The organism is Shewanella corallii (genome assembly GCF_023349125.1).
GTDB classification, from domain to species: domain Bacteria; phylum Pseudomonadota; class Gammaproteobacteria; order Enterobacterales; family Shewanellaceae; genus Shewanella; species Shewanella corallii.
On record NZ_JAKIKT010000014.1, the window covers coordinates 1 to 15,998 of the forward strand.

General features: G+C 51.9%; 15 protein-coding genes. 3 read left to right on the plus strand and 12 right to left on the minus strand.

Annotated elements, in window-relative coordinates:
- Positions 1 to 1,014 precede the first annotated feature (1,014 nt).
- Both L2725_RS21620 and L2725_RS21625 read left to right on the plus strand, forming a co-directional pair.
- Entirely contained in the window at positions 1,015 to 1,587 is a 573-nt protein-coding gene (locus L2725_RS21620) for a hypothetical protein (protein ID WP_249250881.1), read from the plus strand.
- Positions 1,588 to 1,594: 7 nt separating this feature from the next.
- The gene (locus tag L2725_RS21625; protein WP_283164408.1) at positions 1,595 to 1,918 is read left to right on the plus strand and encodes a CPBP family intramembrane glutamic endopeptidase; all 324 of its coding nucleotides are present in this window, start codon (positions 1,595 to 1,597) and stop codon (positions 1,916 to 1,918) included.
- On the opposite strand, the gene L2725_RS21630 is transcribed toward L2725_RS21625, so the two are convergent.
- The 8 genes from L2725_RS21630 to L2725_RS21665 form a co-directional block, all read right to left on the minus strand.
- Positions 1,890 to 2,408, minus strand: a complete 519-nt coding sequence (locus L2725_RS21630) for a hypothetical protein (protein ID WP_249250882.1) — start codon at positions 2,406 to 2,408, stop codon at positions 1,890 to 1,892. The two genes, L2725_RS21625 and L2725_RS21630, sit on opposite strands and share 29 nt — an antisense overlap.
- 69 nt (positions 2,409 to 2,477) lie before the next feature.
- Positions 2,478 to 2,804, minus strand: a complete 327-nt coding sequence (locus L2725_RS21635; protein WP_249250883.1) for a DMT family transporter — start codon at positions 2,802 to 2,804, stop codon at positions 2,478 to 2,480.
- 116 nt (positions 2,805 to 2,920) lie between these two features.
- On the minus strand, positions 2,921 to 4,048 hold the full coding sequence (locus L2725_RS21640) for an S-(hydroxymethyl)glutathione dehydrogenase/class III alcohol dehydrogenase (protein WP_249250884.1): 1,128 nt from the start codon (positions 4,046 to 4,048) through the stop codon (positions 2,921 to 2,923).
- A 210-nt stretch (positions 4,049 to 4,258) separates the two neighbouring features.
- A complete protein-coding gene (locus L2725_RS21645; RefSeq protein ID WP_248937573.1) occupies positions 4,259 to 4,861 on the minus strand; it encodes a paraquat-inducible protein A in 603 nt (200 codons plus the stop codon).
- Between the two features lie 334 nt (positions 4,862 to 5,195).
- A complete protein-coding gene (locus tag L2725_RS21650) occupies positions 5,196 to 8,081 on the minus strand; it encodes an alkaline phosphatase family protein (RefSeq protein ID WP_249250885.1) in 2,886 nt (961 codons plus the stop codon).
- A 90-nt stretch (positions 8,082 to 8,171) separates the two neighbouring features.
- The gene (locus L2725_RS21655) at positions 8,172 to 10,415 is read right to left on the minus strand and encodes a M14 family zinc carboxypeptidase (RefSeq protein WP_249250886.1); all 2,244 of its coding nucleotides are present in this window, start codon (positions 10,413 to 10,415) and stop codon (positions 8,172 to 8,174) included.
- A gap of 156 nt (positions 10,416 to 10,571) precedes the next feature.
- Positions 10,572 to 10,919, minus strand: a complete 348-nt coding sequence (locus tag L2725_RS21660; RefSeq protein ID WP_249250887.1) for a hypothetical protein — start codon at positions 10,917 to 10,919, stop codon at positions 10,572 to 10,574.
- Between the two features lie 310 nt (positions 10,920 to 11,229).
- Positions 11,230 to 11,508, minus strand: a complete 279-nt coding sequence (locus L2725_RS21665; RefSeq protein WP_249250888.1) for a 2Fe-2S iron-sulfur cluster-binding protein — start codon at positions 11,506 to 11,508, stop codon at positions 11,230 to 11,232.
- Positions 11,509 to 11,668: 160 nt separating this feature from the next.
- On the opposite strand from L2725_RS21665, the gene L2725_RS21670 reads away from it, so the two are divergent.
- Complete coding sequence (locus L2725_RS21670; RefSeq protein ID WP_249250891.1) at positions 11,669 to 11,908, plus strand: hypothetical protein; 240 nt, start codon at positions 11,669 to 11,671, stop codon at positions 11,906 to 11,908.
- A 103-nt stretch (positions 11,909 to 12,011) separates the two neighbouring features.
- On the opposite strand, the gene L2725_RS21675 is transcribed toward L2725_RS21670, so the two are convergent.
- The 4 genes from L2725_RS21675 to L2725_RS21690 all read right to left on the minus strand — a co-directional run bounded on the left by L2725_RS21675 (position 12,012) and on the right by L2725_RS21690 (position 15,992).
- Entirely contained in the window at positions 12,012 to 13,334 is a 1,323-nt protein-coding gene (locus L2725_RS21675; RefSeq protein ID WP_249250893.1) for an MFS transporter, read from the minus strand.
- A 96-nt stretch (positions 13,335 to 13,430) separates the two neighbouring features.
- Positions 13,431 to 13,718, minus strand: a complete 288-nt coding sequence (locus L2725_RS21680) for a ferredoxin family protein (protein ID WP_115138699.1) — start codon at positions 13,716 to 13,718, stop codon at positions 13,431 to 13,433.
- Positions 13,715 to 15,007 carry an FAD-dependent oxidoreductase FixC gene (gene fixC, locus L2725_RS21685; protein ID WP_249250896.1) on the minus strand — a complete coding sequence of 431 codons (1,293 nt, stop codon included), beginning with the start codon at positions 15,005 to 15,007 and terminating at the stop codon, positions 13,715 to 13,717. Before fixC ends, L2725_RS21680 begins: the two co-directional genes overlap by 4 nt.
- Before the next feature lie 52 nt (positions 15,008 to 15,059).
- Positions 15,060 to 15,992 carry an FAD-binding protein gene (locus tag L2725_RS21690; protein WP_249250898.1) on the minus strand — a complete coding sequence of 311 codons (933 nt, stop codon included), beginning with the start codon at positions 15,990 to 15,992 and terminating at the stop codon, positions 15,060 to 15,062.
- Positions 15,993 to 15,998: the final 6 nt, after the last annotated feature.

Consider the following 15,998-nt stretch of genomic DNA (forward strand, 5'->3'; position numbering starts at 1 on the left):
GAAACGCAGCTGCGCCGATGGTAGTGTGGGGCTTCCCCATGTGAGAGTAGGTCATTGCCAAGCGCCCAATAAGTGAAGAAGCCACCTGAATAAGGTGGCTTTTTTGCGTTTAGGGTTTTAAAAATTTTTAAGGGTATCTGCAAGTTGGGTGCACGTCATTGTCAGGTGACTTATCCACTTATAAGAAAGCTGAAAAGACCGACTCCCGACGTCAGCCCGCGCTGAGCGGACTCCCGGCTACGCTCATACTTCGCTCCGCGTTAATCAAGTCCTGAAAGCTTCGCTTCCAAAGCGGACTTGCTTAACCCCCATGTGAGAGAAAGGCATAGATAGCTGGCCATTGCCAAGCGCCTACCCTCGATGTCAGCCCTTCCAAACGGTCGGTACCTGCTCCTGCGTTACCGACATTCGCACTTTGATACTTCCCTGTACAAAAGCCAGTTCGATATCCCTGTCTCTCGTTCGAGAGCATATGGCTTCCGCCATTCTCACCATCCATATGCCTTAACCGGAAATTGCTCCCTGCATTTCCGGTATTCACTACGTCCTTGTAGTTTGCCTCCCGGCTACGCTCATACTCCGCTCCGCGTAAATCCATCACTGACAGCTGCTCATTGCCAAGCGTCTAATAAACAATGACCCGCAGATTTAGCACTCAGTTAGCGCCGATACTTCGTAACTTATTAAATGATCCAATTGCCTTATTAACTACTTCTCTTTTTATTCCGTAGTATCTTGTCTTCGGCTTGGGGAGATGGATCGAATACCAATCCGCATAGAAGATTGATCTCATCAGAGCCATGTCAGCCATTCGAGTACAATCCAAATTGGTGACGACATAGTGGTTCTATGACTAGACAATTTGGGGCAGTAATCGTGTGGCTGACAGGCTCCCGAAGGGCGAGTTTTAAAGACGCGCATACTGCCCAGAGCTCTCTTGATTTATCCCGATAGATCTTCGCTCGCTCCGATTGTCTCCACGCCTTTAAATTCTCGCTGAGTGACTAAACTCCTATGCGGATTGGTATTAGGATAGTGATGATCAATGGGGTGATCTGGGGGGCTTTGGGCCTGGCTGTTGTGCTTGGGTTTGGTCGGCAGCGGCTGCCTGTGTTGGGGATGGTAGCGCCGGCTCTGGTGCTGATGGCATTGGGGATGGCTTGGGCCATGGATTACCTGACGCTGATGGGGCTTGCCGGTGCGGGGTTGGGTCTCGCTCTTGGATGGCTGCTTGGACGTCAGGGCAATAATACAGATATGCCTGCCAATGACTCAGAGAGTCACTTGAGGTGGCGCTCTTTTGCCACTGCTGCCGGTTATGCACTGCTGCTGATCTGGTCGATAGCCATGTTCCTGCATTGGCTGCCGGGTGTGTTTAATCAGCAGGTGCTGGATGGCGTTATCGCTAAACCAGGCAGTGTGCCTTTCAGCCTGTATCTGAACCTTGATAAGCCCCTGGTGTTCTTTGCCTGGTTGCTGGCGCTGCCGGGTATTCTGGGGCAGCCCAGAGCGTTTGACTATCGCAAGCTGTTACTGATCCTGCTTCCGCTTTTTGCCCTGTGCAGGTTTAGGTGCATTACGGCCTGAAATCGGCTTGCCAGCATGGTGGTGGCTGTTTGCATTGAACAACTTGCTGTTTACTTGTGTGGCAGAGGAGACCTTGTTTCGGGGAGTGATACAGCAGACTTTGGCAAAGCGTTTTGGATTAATCTCGGGATTAGTGTTGGCCAGTGTGCTGTTTGGTGTGGCGCATGTGGGGGGCGGTGTGTTGCTCGTGGTATTCGCGACTCTGGCGGGTCTGGGCTATGGTGCTGTGTTTACCTTAACCGGCAGGTTGTGGGCCGCAGTGCTGACCCACTTCCTGTTCAATTTTATCCATCTGGCCTGCTTCACTTATCCTGTGTTGCAGGCTCAGTAACTTCAGTAACAGTAACTTTGGCAGAGGAGGCAGTATTATTCGGTAATCTGCGCCAGACCTCCTCTTCTTTCAACACACCATCTTCGATACGTTGGGTATGCCATTGGTCGCCGACCAGCTTAAACTGAAAGCTGAATCCCTGACCTTCAGGCACTTTGAATGAGTTGAGGGTGGGGTATTCGGTATATTGATTGCCATCCAGGATGAAGTGGCCACTGCCTGCGGCCCAAAGGGCTTTGGTTTTGCCTTTATTCTTCTTGTCCGGGGCGACTGTGGTGAAACTGAAATGACCGTCAGCAACCACCTTGATTGCCTCCAGCCCCAGTGTTTTGTATTCCACCCATTTGCCATTGCCGTCCAGATAACGGCCCGATACCAGCTCCCAGCTGCCTTCCAATTGTTCGGCGTCCATTGCCATGAGATTGGATGACAGGAGCACAGAGCCTGTACTCAGAGCCACCAGGGCGGCCTTTCCAAACTTGAATTTCATATTCAACATCCTGTTTTTATTGGTATTGCCAGAGTAAGACAATTTACCACAGGATTAACGCTTTTACAGTCAGTGACTGTGACCCTGGCTGAGGGCGATCAGGCCCAATCCCACAGCAACAAATGCCATCCCCACCCAGACAGAAGTGTCCAGGTGTTGTTGATAGATAAAGGTCGACAGCAGGGTAACTGTCATAATGGCCAGACCCGCCCAGACGGCATGGGCAATTCCGACGGGGATCCCTTTCATCGCCAGGCCGAGGAAGATAAATGCAAACAGATGGCCAAGCGCCACCATAGCCAGTGGCAAAGGTTTGTTGAAGCCATCAGTCGCTTTCAGGGCAAGGTGTGAAAGGGCTTCGGCAACAACGCCTAAAATCAGAAAAAGCCAGCTCATTTTATTTACCTGACCTAAAAAGAGGATGAAAAGAGAAGCAGTAAGAACTGTGTTCTTACTGCTTTGGAGTCAATGTTTAATTAAATGCCAGCCTGACAGTTGGCATCTCGAGTGCGTTAGTCGAAATGAATCACGGTTCTGATGCTCTTGCCTTCGTGCATCAGGTCGAAGGCGTGGTTCACATCTTCAAGCTTCATGGTGTGGGTAATAAAGTCGTCCAGTTTGAACTCACCTTTCATGTAGCGTTCTACATATTCAGGCAGTTCGCTGCGGCCTCTTACGCCACCGAATGCGCTGCCACGCCATACACGACCGGTTACCAGTTGGAATGGACGGGTTGAGATCTCCTGGCCGGCACCGGCAACACCGATAACGACGGATTCACCCCAGCCTTTGTGACAGCATTCCAGCGCACTGCGCATCACGTTGACGTTACCGATACACTCGAATGAGTAGTCCACGCCGCCATCAGTCATTTCAACAATTACGTCCTGAATAGGCTTGTCGAAATTCATTGGGTTAACACAGTCGGTGGCACCCAGCTTACGGGCCAGTTCGAACTTGCTTTCATTGATATCAATAGCAATGATGCGTCCGGCTTTTGCCATGGTTGCACCGATAATGGCAGACAGACCAATACCACCCAAACCAAACACTGCTACTGTGTCACCAGGCTGTACTTTCGCTGTGTTGATTACAGCGCCCATACCTGTGGTGACACCACAGCCCAGCAAACACACTTCTTCCAGTGGTGCCTGAGGGTTTACTTTTGCCAGCGAGATTTCTGGCAGTACTGTGTACTCAGAGAAGGTAGAGGTGCCCATGTAGTGATAGATAGGCTGACCGTCTTTGGAGAAGCGGGTCGTACCATCTGGCATCAAGCCTTTACCCTGGGTCTCACGGATCTTTTGGCACAGGTTGGTTTTACCTGAGCGGCAGTATTTACACTCACCACATTCAGGGGTGTACAGAGGAATAACATGGTCGCCCACGGCAACACTGGTTACGCCTTCGCCGATAGATTCAACAATACCGCCGCCTTCATGGCCGAGAATACAAGGGAAGATACCTTCAGGGTCGTCACCTGAAAGGGTGAAGGCATCGGTATGACAGACGCCGGTAGCAACCATGCGAATACGTACTTCGCCAGCCTGTGGTGGCATTACATCAACGGTTTCCATAGACAGTGGCTGACCTGGGCCCCAGGCAACAGCCGCTTTTGATTTGATAACTTGTGCAGTCATTTGTGCTCCAAAAAAATTGACCGGGTGCATGCATCAGGCAGGCACTGTGTTTCGATGGGGCACAGTATATTTATTTCTTGAGAGGTGATAATCCGCTTTTTATGCAATTAATCTTTGCTGTTTGGTAATAATTGCGGGAAAGGGAAGTGGATTATTGATGCGGGCTGTTATTAGCCCGCATAGTAAAAGGTGAGTGTCAGAGCCAGTTCGCTATTGGCTCTTTGGCATCAACTGATTGGAGGCGATGGCAAACAGGCAGTAGCCGGTGAACAACCAGAAACCCATTTCCAGCTGGGCATTCATGATGATGAGATCGCCCATCTGACCTGAGGCACTGCCCGCCATATAGCTGACAATAATGGCGACAACAAATACATCCACCATGCTCCACTTGCTGACCGCGCGGATGAAACCATAAAGCGCGGCAGAGATCTCGCCTGGCTTTATATACAGCAGCGCTGCCTGAGACAACAGCTTCAGGGTTGGGATAATCACAGAGAAAGTCGCAATTAACAGACCGACCAACAGGTTGCCACCGCGCATCAGGTCTTCCACTGTGCCCATAATGCTGCGGGTTTTATGGAAAATTTCTACATGTCCCTGCAGATCATTGAATCCCATAAACGCTGAAACAGAAGCCAGCAGGCCGCGAACATCATTATCCTGAGTCACCATATCGATTGTGGTTTTGGCGAATTGCGCCTTATCTGCGTCGGCAGTCAGGCTCAACATGGGTTGAGTGACCCCGGGAATAAGCAGGGCGAGGGCGATAAGGATCAGCAGTAGATGGGCCAGTTTGCGTTTGGCTGACATGGCAGCTCCAGTGATAAATACAGTGGAATGGATCCTAACTCAGGACCCATTCCATTTCGACTCCGGTGTAATACCAATCCGCATAGAAGATTGATCTCATCAGAGCCGTGTCAGCCATTCGAGTACAAGTGAAATTGGTGACGGCATAGTGGTTCTCTGACTAGACAATTTTGTGCAGTAATCGTGTGGCTGACAGGCTCCCGAAGGGCGAGTTTTAAAGGCGCGGATACTGCCCAGAGCTCTCTTGATTTATCCCGATAGACCTTCGTTCGCTCTGATTGTCTTCACACCTTTAAATTCTCGCTGAGTGACTAAACTCCTATGCGGATTGGTATCATTTACTGTTATCGCTTTGCAGCTGCGGCCACAGAGAAGGGAATCCCCAACCATCTTCACCTGCCACTACGGGATAATTTGTCAGGTATTGATAAATAGTGGGGGCCAATGACCCATTTACCGCAGTTGCTATAGGCTGCCTGGTAGTCACCGGTGTGCCCCAGAAACCAATAAAGGCATCTTTTTCGTGGAAGTGCTCACCGGCATGGCGACCGGGAACCTTGGTGTTGAAGCCGATACCCTGAGCAGGGAACAGGTTGATGGTGCCCGCTCTGTCTTCGTCGTACAGATGAGCCAGCTGATTCACGCTGTCCGGTCTGGGGGAGAAGCGGGTCAGCTGCCGCCATTGGGTGGCGTCGCACCAGGTCTCAGGTTTGTTGGTGACAGCTTTGGTCATACAGGCGTCCAGCAGTTTTTGTCTTTGCGCCTGTTCGGGTTCGCTCAATTCATCGGCATAAGGGTTCAGCTCATACAGCTGCAGCAATTCGGGTGGGTTACCGTTCAGGCTTTGATACAGACTTTTGTTGCCGATACGTGTGATGCGCTCGTCCAGCAGTTTGCCGTTGTGCAGGGCTTGCAGCCTCAGGGTGCAGGTTTGCAGATTGCAGGCTGACTCCCTTACCGCCAGATAGTCGAGGCTGTCACCCAGCCTGTCGGTGATTTCACTCAGCAGCTCGATTGGCGCTGCATCTTCAGCACCATTCAAAGGTCGCCACTGATTTATCTCCGTCAGTACTGGTTGGGTTTGCCAGCCCTGTGCAGAGTTGAACAGGTCAATCATATAGTTGCCACCTGCGGTGGAGGCGACAATCAGATCGATTCCCCGGTTACTGGGATAGTTGAAGGTGTGGGTGATCTTGGGGCCTTCCCCCTCGTCGGACGAGATCTTGCGGATCTTGAGCGACACATCATGGTCACTGCTGATACCGTCGAATACCTGCTGTTCCGGGTTCACTATGTGGTGGATGGGGGTCAGACCATGGTCGCCAGCCATACCCCACAGCACTCTGTCGTATACCCCGGCATCTCGATATACCTTGTCCATTTGTCCAAGCCAGTAATCCAGCCGGTTAAGCTCGCCGGTGGGGGCGAGAATCTCATTGGCGAAAGGGCCGGTGAAGTGGGCGAAATGATCGGGCCAGGGATTATAGGCCAGCACAAAGTCCGGCAGCCCCTGTTGAGATTTATCTGCATATTCCCGGATCAACTGCTCTATGCGAAGGCTCTTGGAGACCCGAGTTGCCGGTGTCCACCAGGATATCTCGCTGTGGTCGGCTATCATGTCGATCAGATCCAATCTGGCCTGTTGCAGGTTAACTTCCTGCTCGCCCCGACGCTCCAGTTCTTTCAGGCACCTTTGCTCGCCAAAGTCACGGATGGCTTCACCTACCCCCAGGTTAATCAGGGGTTCAAAGCTGGATTCTGCGTACCAGTCATACTGGGCATTACAGTTCAGGGTGACCATGGGGACCAGTCGCTCGAATTGCGTCCTGGCGCCATTGTCGGCGAAGATTCTGTCCAGCTGCAGGGCATCATTGCCAAAGAAGTAGTAGGCCCTGTCCTGATGCCGGTCGACAAAGTGGAAGTTGGGAATACCCGTGCCGCCTGGGCCTGCGACGTCAGCACCGGTTTTGATAATGGGCAGGTTCCGCACGCTGATGGTGGGTGTGGTGGAAACGCCAAACTCGACAATGCCCGCCCTGTAATTCCGGTAGATGCTCTTGAAGTAGGGCAGGTATCTGGGATCTGTCATGGGTTTTCGTGCCAGTTGTGCAGCAAAGCTGTTATCCGGTATGTGCTCAGGCGCAGTGACGTCCATTCCCCTGGGGGCCATGGACTGGGCATTGTCTTCGTCTGCCATTACTTGCTGCAAAAACCGGGATGGCTCTGGGCTGACCAATGCCTGCATTAACCCCTGCTGCAGACCATCGACAGTGATCTGCACTGCCAAAGGTCTGTGGTTCTGGTGCAGCAGGTAGCTGATAAGCTTGTTGGGATCTTCATCGAACAGCTCCTGCATCCAGTCGTTAAGACTGTTGGCCTTGGCTTGCTCCAGCAAGAATTGACGGTAGCCCTTGATAACGGTCAGGCGTACAAAATCCACCAGACTGATGGTAATTGCCTGAGCCTTGTTGTTGGGCTTGTTCTGATTCTCAGGTTTTCCATCTTCGATGATGGCCTGGACCGCTGCTTTGATATCACCTTCAGGCAGACTGTCGCTGTAGTTGCTCAGAGTGGCTATCAGAATATTTTGCACCCGGGCAACGGTCTGCCAGTCTTGCTCGCTGTCGGTCAGATACTGATATTGATCCGGGATCTCATCGCCATACAGCAGCTTATCTTTACCAAACAGGGCATCGTACAGGGTCACCAGAGCGGCAATAAAAGTGCGGTTCATGGTGACCGCTGACTCTTGCGCAGACTCGCTACTCTCAGGCGCCTCTTCAAGGGTGAACAGTGTATGTTGCCAGGGCTTAAGCTCCTCTTCGCTGTAGATGGTCAGCAGGTGCTGTCGGAAGATGTCCTGATTAACCACTTCCCCTGTGTACTTGTCGTAGAAGCTGTAGAGCAGATGCCCCAGCTGGATGGAGTATCTGGGGTTGGTGAGTTGGCCCATGACCCGGGTTTTGACCTTTGCCTCCAGGGGCAGAGTCAGAATAAGGGTATCGAGTGTCACGCTGCCTGCAGTAAACAGCGACAGGTCTCTTGAGGCGTCGAGACCGAACTCCATAGAGTTGAATATGCCTGAATAGAGTATCTTGCTGCTGTTATAGACGGTGCCAATCAGTGGCTTGTTTCCCAACTCTTCGGTGCTTTCGGCTATTGCTACAGACAATGGCAGGGAGGCTGTCAGGACGGCGAGGGTCAGCTTCTTTATATTCATCAGTTGCTTGGAGTTGGTATCTATTTTTTGCTCAGCATACTTGAGTCTCAGGGCGGGTTAAAGTTTATCCGCCCTGGAGGCTCGTCGCTGTTACTCTCGACTTGTGAAAGCTGTGCGTGTCGGGATTAACAGCAACAAAGCCAGCAACCACAGGCTTAATGAACCGCCGCCGGACCCACCGGATGAGGGTTGTGATACCGATACATTGCGACTGTTGGTTTGGGTTGCCCCCTCATTATCTGTCACTGTCAGTTGTACCTGATAACTGCCGCTGCTGCTGTAGCTGTGGCTGGCTTTGTCCCCGGTACTGCTGCTGCCATCTCCCCAGTTCCAGCTGTAACTGGCAATGGAGCCATCGGGGTCGCTGCTGCCGGTTGCATCTGCACTACAACTCAGTTCGGTACAACTGATACTGAAGCTGGCCACAGGTTTTTGATTACCCACTGGCGTCGCCGTTTTTTGAGTGTTTTGTTGAGCACCGGCATCGTCGGTGACAGTCAGGGTGACAGTGAAGTCCCCACCCTCTGCGTAATCATGGCTCAGGCTTTGACCCGAACCGGTTTCACCATCGCCGAATTGCCATTGATAGCTGCTGATGCTGCCGTCCGGATCGCTGCTGTTCGACGCATCAAAGTCGCACTTGAGTTTGTCACAGCTGACACTGAAATCCGCTATCGGCAAGCGGTTTGCGGCTGCCGTGACATTGAGGAACATAGCGGACACGCTGCCGAACTGACCTGAAGTATCGCTGCTGCGCAGGTAAAGCCTGTGTTTACCTTCGCCCAGCTCAGTCAGGTCAAGGCTGTAGCCCGCTGATTCGGTCACTTCATCATAGCTGCCATCCGTTGGCGACAGCGTGATGGGTTGGGCATTGATCTCTTCGGGGTAGTTGTTGATAAACAGCTGGATTTGGCTGATCGCCTGGGTAGGCTCTGTACCCCGGCTATTGTTAAATCCGGCATCTGATGAGGTGACCTGAAGCTTGGCGTCATAATTGACAGGAATACTGAAGTCATCTCCGTCATTGAGCTTGATGGCGGTAATGTCCGGGCCCGCCGGGATCAGATAAGGCGCTTTAACCACTTTGGCGGCGTATTTGAGCGCTTTCAGGTTGTCCGGTTTGACTTTGCTGTTGTATGTATCACAGGCCTGAAAGAAGGCCGTGCCCAGCTCAAAGGTAAAGTGAGCAATCCCCAATTCGCCATAACTGATGTCATCGCTGGTGCCATCAGTAGGGTACAGGCCAACACTCTGAATCGGGGTATAGCCGTTAAAGCGTGCCAGTTTACGCCCCAGTGTTTGCAGGGCAGTGCCATTGGGAGCCGGGGTGTCGACATCTCCCCAGGGCCAGAGAACCAATTCGCTGTAAGAGTGGATGTCGATATGCATGCCGGGAGTATCTGCCGGGGCGGCATCGGCGCGGTTTGGTCCGCGATGATCGCCAAACAGATTTCTGAGATATGCTTCAACCGCCTGGGTTTCAGGCTCAGAGGCTGCGGACTGACCTCGATAGGTTTCGGCACACTGATTACCACTGGAGCCCACACCTCCGGTAGTGTTCCAACCCCAGCTGAAATTGCGGTTAAGATCCACCCCTTTGGCGTCTGGGTTTGAACAGACACTCTGGTTCATATTCTTGCGCCAGTAGACCTGCTTTTCAGCCTCTTTTCTACCATCAGGGTTCATATGCAACAGCAGATGGATCTCATGACGGTCGAGTATCCACTGACTGTCGGCATCGGTTTCATAGGTTTGCAGCAGGTGGGTGGCAAAATCCAGTGCCAGCGGCGAAGTGGCGTACTCTCTGGCATGCATGGCGGCGTGAATAAACAGCTTGGGTTTGTCGCCTGAGGTTCCTTCATTGGTGAGTTTAAGCACTTTGAGATCGAAGCCACCGATACCATTTTGTTTCAGCCAGGAATCGCCGATATCAGTCAGGCTGGCCAGCTTGGGGTACTGACTGACCAGTGAATCCATGGCATCAAAGGTTTCTTCCACTGTGGGGTAACAGGCATAGCCGGGAATGCCGCTGCTCTGGGTAGCATTAAGGGAAGTGACTGCCTCAGGGGAAAGGCCTGTCGGCGCTGTTACCCTCTTGTCCTGGGCCATCTTTATTCCCAGCGTCTGCAATTTTTCCAGGGTTTCAGCATCCAGCTCTGCCCAGTGGACAAGCGCCTGGCTGTCACTTTTCAGCAGTTGGCTGTGCAGGCTGATGCCTGCCTGTTGATAACGGGTCTTATCGTTAAATTCCAATCGATAAACTGGATCTGCCACCGTCGGCGTAGCAAAGGCTGCTGACAACAGCAGGGATGGGGCGAGTCTTGGGGTTTTCATTGTATTCCTCTCCTCTTTGCGGGAGCTGTCCCTGATTTTGCAAGCAGGGAACAAAAATTAGCCACACTTCATTATTCAGTTATCGCTAATAAAGGCAAATTCAGCGGGATCAAAAAAGCCCTCGGGCGAGGGCTTAGGGGAGTGTCAGTCTCAGTCTTAGAGGCTGATAATAAGTAGTAGCGCGATACTGAACAGGGTAATACCTAAAAGGTTATAACCTCGGCTGTCTTCTGAACGACGGCTGCGCTGTCTGAGCAGGGAAAATGCCGCCAGACTCATCATGGAGCAAACCATGAGTATGATATACAGAAGTGGCTTGGTTCCTGTGAGCCAGTCTTCCCGGACATCTACCTGCATATAGCGCAGCAGGCCGTAATCTATCTCGGGACGGGCATAGTGGAACAATAGCAACGCGGTAAAGAATAGCGCCCAGCACAACAGATTCACGATGCGGATCAGGCTGCTCAGCGGATCGGCTACCATGTGTCGTCTTTCTGTGTTCATAGGCATTCTCCCGTCTGTTCACTTCTGGCGGAATCACATCCAGCATACCTCAAAAGAGTCGGTCATCAAAATTTGAGCTGTTTTATCAAGTGGGATAACTCTGCCACCGAGGCATAGATAGCAGTGATATGGTCAGTCTGAGAGGGTGCCTTTGGACTTCCGAAGGCAAAGCGCTATCTCGCTTTGCTCAAACCAGGTTTGTTATCAAAGCTATATCAGTGTTTTTAAATATCTTTTAAATAACAAGCTATTGGCAGATGTTTGCGAGGTCAAGAGGATTTGTTGGCACCTGGGTGCCAACCAGGATAACTCAGAGGGGCTGAATGGTGATATCTCCGGTCAGGATGCACTGACAGGCGAGTCGACGTTTGTGTCCGTTCTCGTCAATATTATCCAGCACATCATTTTCTTCTTCGCTTTTGGGATTGAGGTTTTCCATCCCACTCAATACTTCCATGGCGCAGGTGCCACAGGCGGCAGAGCAACAACCAAATGGCAGGACATCCTGCTCGAATTGGAGTTCCTGTAATGATGTTCCCGACGGAATTTCCAGTGGCTTGCTAATCCCGACTATGGTCACTTTTGGCATTGCTGTCTCCTTGGACACTGACTCAATATCAGATTAGTTCCAATTTCATTGGCTTGCACTATGGTGACAAATTCAGGTGGCAGAAGATGACGTTTGTCACTGGTGGTACTTTGAACGATTGCGCATACTGGAACCATATTACTTCAAAAGGAGCTTAATTATGAATGCAGGAACACTGGCGTTACTTATCCCAATCGTGGCTATCGTTGGCAGCTTTATTATCTCAGCGATGAAGATTCAAAAGCAGCAGGGCCGTATGAGCAAGAAGCAGGAGGCTGAATTGACGGCACTGTGTGACGAGATTGCTGAACTGAAACACCGTATTCAGGTATTGGAAGAGTTGGCTACCGATGATGGTGAGTCGCTCAAGCGTGAGATTAACAACCTCAAGCGAGCCTGATGAGCTGCAAAAAAGCCGGCACAAAAAGGGTGGCTTTGTGCCGGCAGAAGGTCAACCATTAAGGTTGTTTTGCGCAGTGTGCAAACTGATTATCAAACGGGTATCAGGCCTGTTTTAGCCCCATTTGACTGGTTTCTGCCAGTGACATCCCCTTGGTCTCCGGTGCCATAACAATGGAGATACCTAAACCAATTAAAGAGATTGCTGCACCAGCCATCATGGTGGCAGAAATGCCGTAAGTGGTCATAAAAATCGGCAGGGCATAGGTGGAGATAATGGTACCTATGCGACTGACAGACATGACTGCGCCGACGGCCGATGCCCTGATCTCAGTTGGAAACAGCTCATTGGGATACAGCCACTGCAGAATACCCGGGCCACCGGAGAAGAAGGCGTATAGACCGAAGGCTGCAACAATCACCCAGATACTTGGATTTTCAAACAATCCCAACAAGGCCAGCGCCGCTGTCATAATGGCGAAACTGCCGATCAGCAAAGGCCTGCGACCTATAGAGTTGAGCCAGAATACCGCTGGTAGACAGCCCGCCATAAAGAAGGCGCTGATAACTATGTTACCCAGGGCTGCATCCCGACCATCCACCAAACCAAACAGGCCGATAATTTGCGGGCCAAAGGTGTAGATGGCGAACATGGGGATTACCTGGCAGCTCCAGATGGTGCCGATAAACAGGATGTTCTTCAGGTGTCTTGGCTCAAACAGGGTGCGGTAGGAAGTTTGAGTCGCCTCCTCCTCTTCCAGGGTGACTCCCTTGCCAAAATACTTGGTCATAATGGCCTGAGCTTCAGCATAGCGCCCCTTTTTCATCAGCCAGCGGGGAGATTCCGGCAGGCTGAAGCGACCAAAAAAGATGATCACACAGGGGATAAGCGCGCTGCCGAACATCCAGCGCCAGCCGTCCTGCATATCGTAGAACATGTATCCCACAAAGTTAGCGGCGGTGGCACCCACGTACCACATGGCGGCAATAAAGCCCATGGTAAAGGCGCGCTGCTTGGTGCTGGAGAATTCAGCGACCATACTGGTGGCAATGGGATAATCGGCGCCGATCACCACACCGATAAGAAAGCGCAATACGATAAGTTCAACCGGCGAGGTGACAAACATGGTGGCGGCCGACAGTACGGCAATGGCCACCACATTGACCATAATCATCAGCTTGCGGCCAATCAGGTCGGCTACATAGCCAAACAATGCGGTACCGATAAACAAACCTGCAAGAGTGGCTGCGCCCACCAAACCTATCATTTGGGCGTCCAGCTGCAGTGTGGGGATCAGTTGTTCAAGCGCGATACCAATAATGACCAGTACAAAGCCGTCGAGGAAAGGTCCGCCGCTGCCCCACAACATGATTTTTCGGTGCAGAGGGGTGAATTCCAGGTCATCAAAACTCTTGCTCTTTTCCATAATAACTTACCTGCAAATAGCGGTATTGAATTGCTTTTATTGTGTAAATACAGAAAAGGGCAACCGCTGACTGCGGTTGCCCGTTAATGCTGTTTATCAGCCGTATCTGTATTCAATACCGAAGGTGCCGCGTGGGAATTCCCACTTCTCCAGAATGGTGTCGCCACAGAGGATTTTGCAGGTGCCGCACTCCAGGCAACCAGCGTAATCGAACCGGATGGAGCCGTCGTCCAGCAACTTGTACAGGCCTGCTGGGCAGGCGATCATCAGCTTGCGGAACTCTTGCATATCAGGGTGATCTTTGATGACGATATGGGGCTGTTCTTCATCCACATAGAACTTGTTAACCCCAAGTTTGACATCCACATTGACTGCGTCGCTCATATTGCCTGTACCCCTTTAATTCCGTCTTTAATCAGGTTCATGTAGCCCACTTCTTTACAGCGCTTCATGATCTTCTTACGAAGAGGCTCTGATGGGGTACCGTCGACAGTGAACATATCTGCCATAATATTGGCTACCATTTTGGGATAAGTGTTGAAAATCCTTGGGTTTTCCATAAACGCCGGGGCGTTTTTGTAGAGTTTCATGTCCTGCATCACGAAACTCTCGTCCAGCAAAGTCTGGTAGCTGGCTAGACCCGTAGCGCTGAAGTCATTGGACTCTTTGGCTTTGAGTACCGCTTTGGCTGCGGCTTCACCGGCGGCAATTGCCAAGTCCATACCGCGAACGTTAAAGCCCAGATTCATACACAGACCTGCGGCATCACCGGTCAGCATTACGCCGTCGCGGATCAGTTCAGGCAGCATGTTAATCCCGGCTTCGGGAACTACGTGGGCTGAGTATTCAGTCATCTTGCCGCCTGCGATCAGTGGCTTGATAACCGGATGGTTTTTAAAGTCTTCCATCATCTGAGGCACGGTTTTGTCTGAGTCTTCGATATGACCCAGGCCGCAAACCAGACCCAGAGAGATAGAGGATTCATTGGTATAGAGGAAGCCGCCGCCCATCAAACCGTTGGAAGGATTACCGGCGAACAACCAGGCGACGCCCTCTTCATCTGTGATATTGAATCTGTCCTGCAGCTGACCCTTTGGCAGCTCAATCAGCTCTTTAACGCAAACTGCGGTGGCATGGGCCGAGACTCTTGGCTTTACCATGCCCAGCTTTTCGCCGAGGATGGAGGTCACCCCATCAGCCAGAATCACTACTTTGGCTTCCAGCTCATCACCGTCGGCTTCCACGCCCACCACCTTGCCATCGCGCATCAGCAGGTTATCGACCCGAATACCGGTAATAAACTGAGCCCCGGCGTTTTCAGCCTGCTCTGCCAACCACTGATCGAACTTACCGCGCAGCACAGTGTAAGACTCTTTCACCGGTGCATCAGGGCGCACTGTGTGGTAGTCCATGGTCACGCCGGTATCGTCTGTCATAAAGGAGATCTTCTCCTTGGTGACCAGGCGTTCGATGGGGGCATTTTTGGCAAACCCGGGGATCAGCTTTTCCAGACTGTGGGCGTACAGGCGACCGCCTGTCATATTCTTGCTGCCGGCATAGTTGCCGCGTTCGATCACCAGTACATCGGCACCTGCCTGAGCCAGAACCAGAGCGGCGGTACATCCCGCCAGACCAGCCCCAACGATGATCGCGTCAAAAGCTTCTTCAGACATAATCAACTCACTATTTTCAGGGGAGTAGGGCACCTTGGGCGCCCTTGCCGCATCAGGCTTCCAACGCCTTCACCAGAGCAGGCAGTACCTTGTTGATATCGCCCACCAGACCATAGTCTGCGTATTGGAAGATTGGCGCGTTCTTGTCTTTGTTCACTGCCAGAATAGTCTGGGCAGTGTTGACGCCAACTACGTGCTGGATTTGACCGGATACACCCAGTGCCAGGTAGGTTTCGGGCTTGAGCATTACACCGGTTACGCCGATATAACGCTCTTTTTCCATCCACTTTTCAGTTTCAGCGATAGGACGGGTACAACCCAGTTCGGCGCCCATCAGCTCAGCCAACTTACCGGCAATGCCCAGGTTCTCCTGGCTGCTGATGCCGTTACCGATACCGATAACCTTCTTGGCTACGCTCAAGTCGACGCTTTCACCTTCTTTGACGCGGCGCTCGATGCACTTGATCTGGCCCTTTGGCTCAACAAAAGCGACGTTCACGGCCTCGCCCTGAGCTTCACCGGCCTGAGCTGGCTCGAACACACCGGCAGTCAGGGTGACTACTTTGATGTCAGACAGCAGGCGCTCTTCGCCCAGTGCCAGACCGCCATATACCATGTGTTTGGCGCGCACTGCACCATCTTCAATGCTGATTTCACTGGCGTCGTTGAATACTGCAGCATTCAGTTTGATACCCAGGCGGGAGGCAAGCGCCTTACCGCGACGGCTGTTGGCCATCAGTACCAGACCATTGCCTTCGATGGCAGATGCCATGGTGGCTGCGTAGTCTTCAACGATACGAGCTGAATCCTTGTCGCCCAGATACAGCACCTTATCTGCACCCAGAATTTGCGCCTTAGTGATCTTGTCTTCGGCACCGATAACAAACACATTTACTTGGTCAGCCAGAGCTTTGGCACCGGCGATGATGTCGGCCAGACGGGCTTCGCTGTCACTGAATACCCAGGCGTTGGTTAATTTGGTCATCTTAGT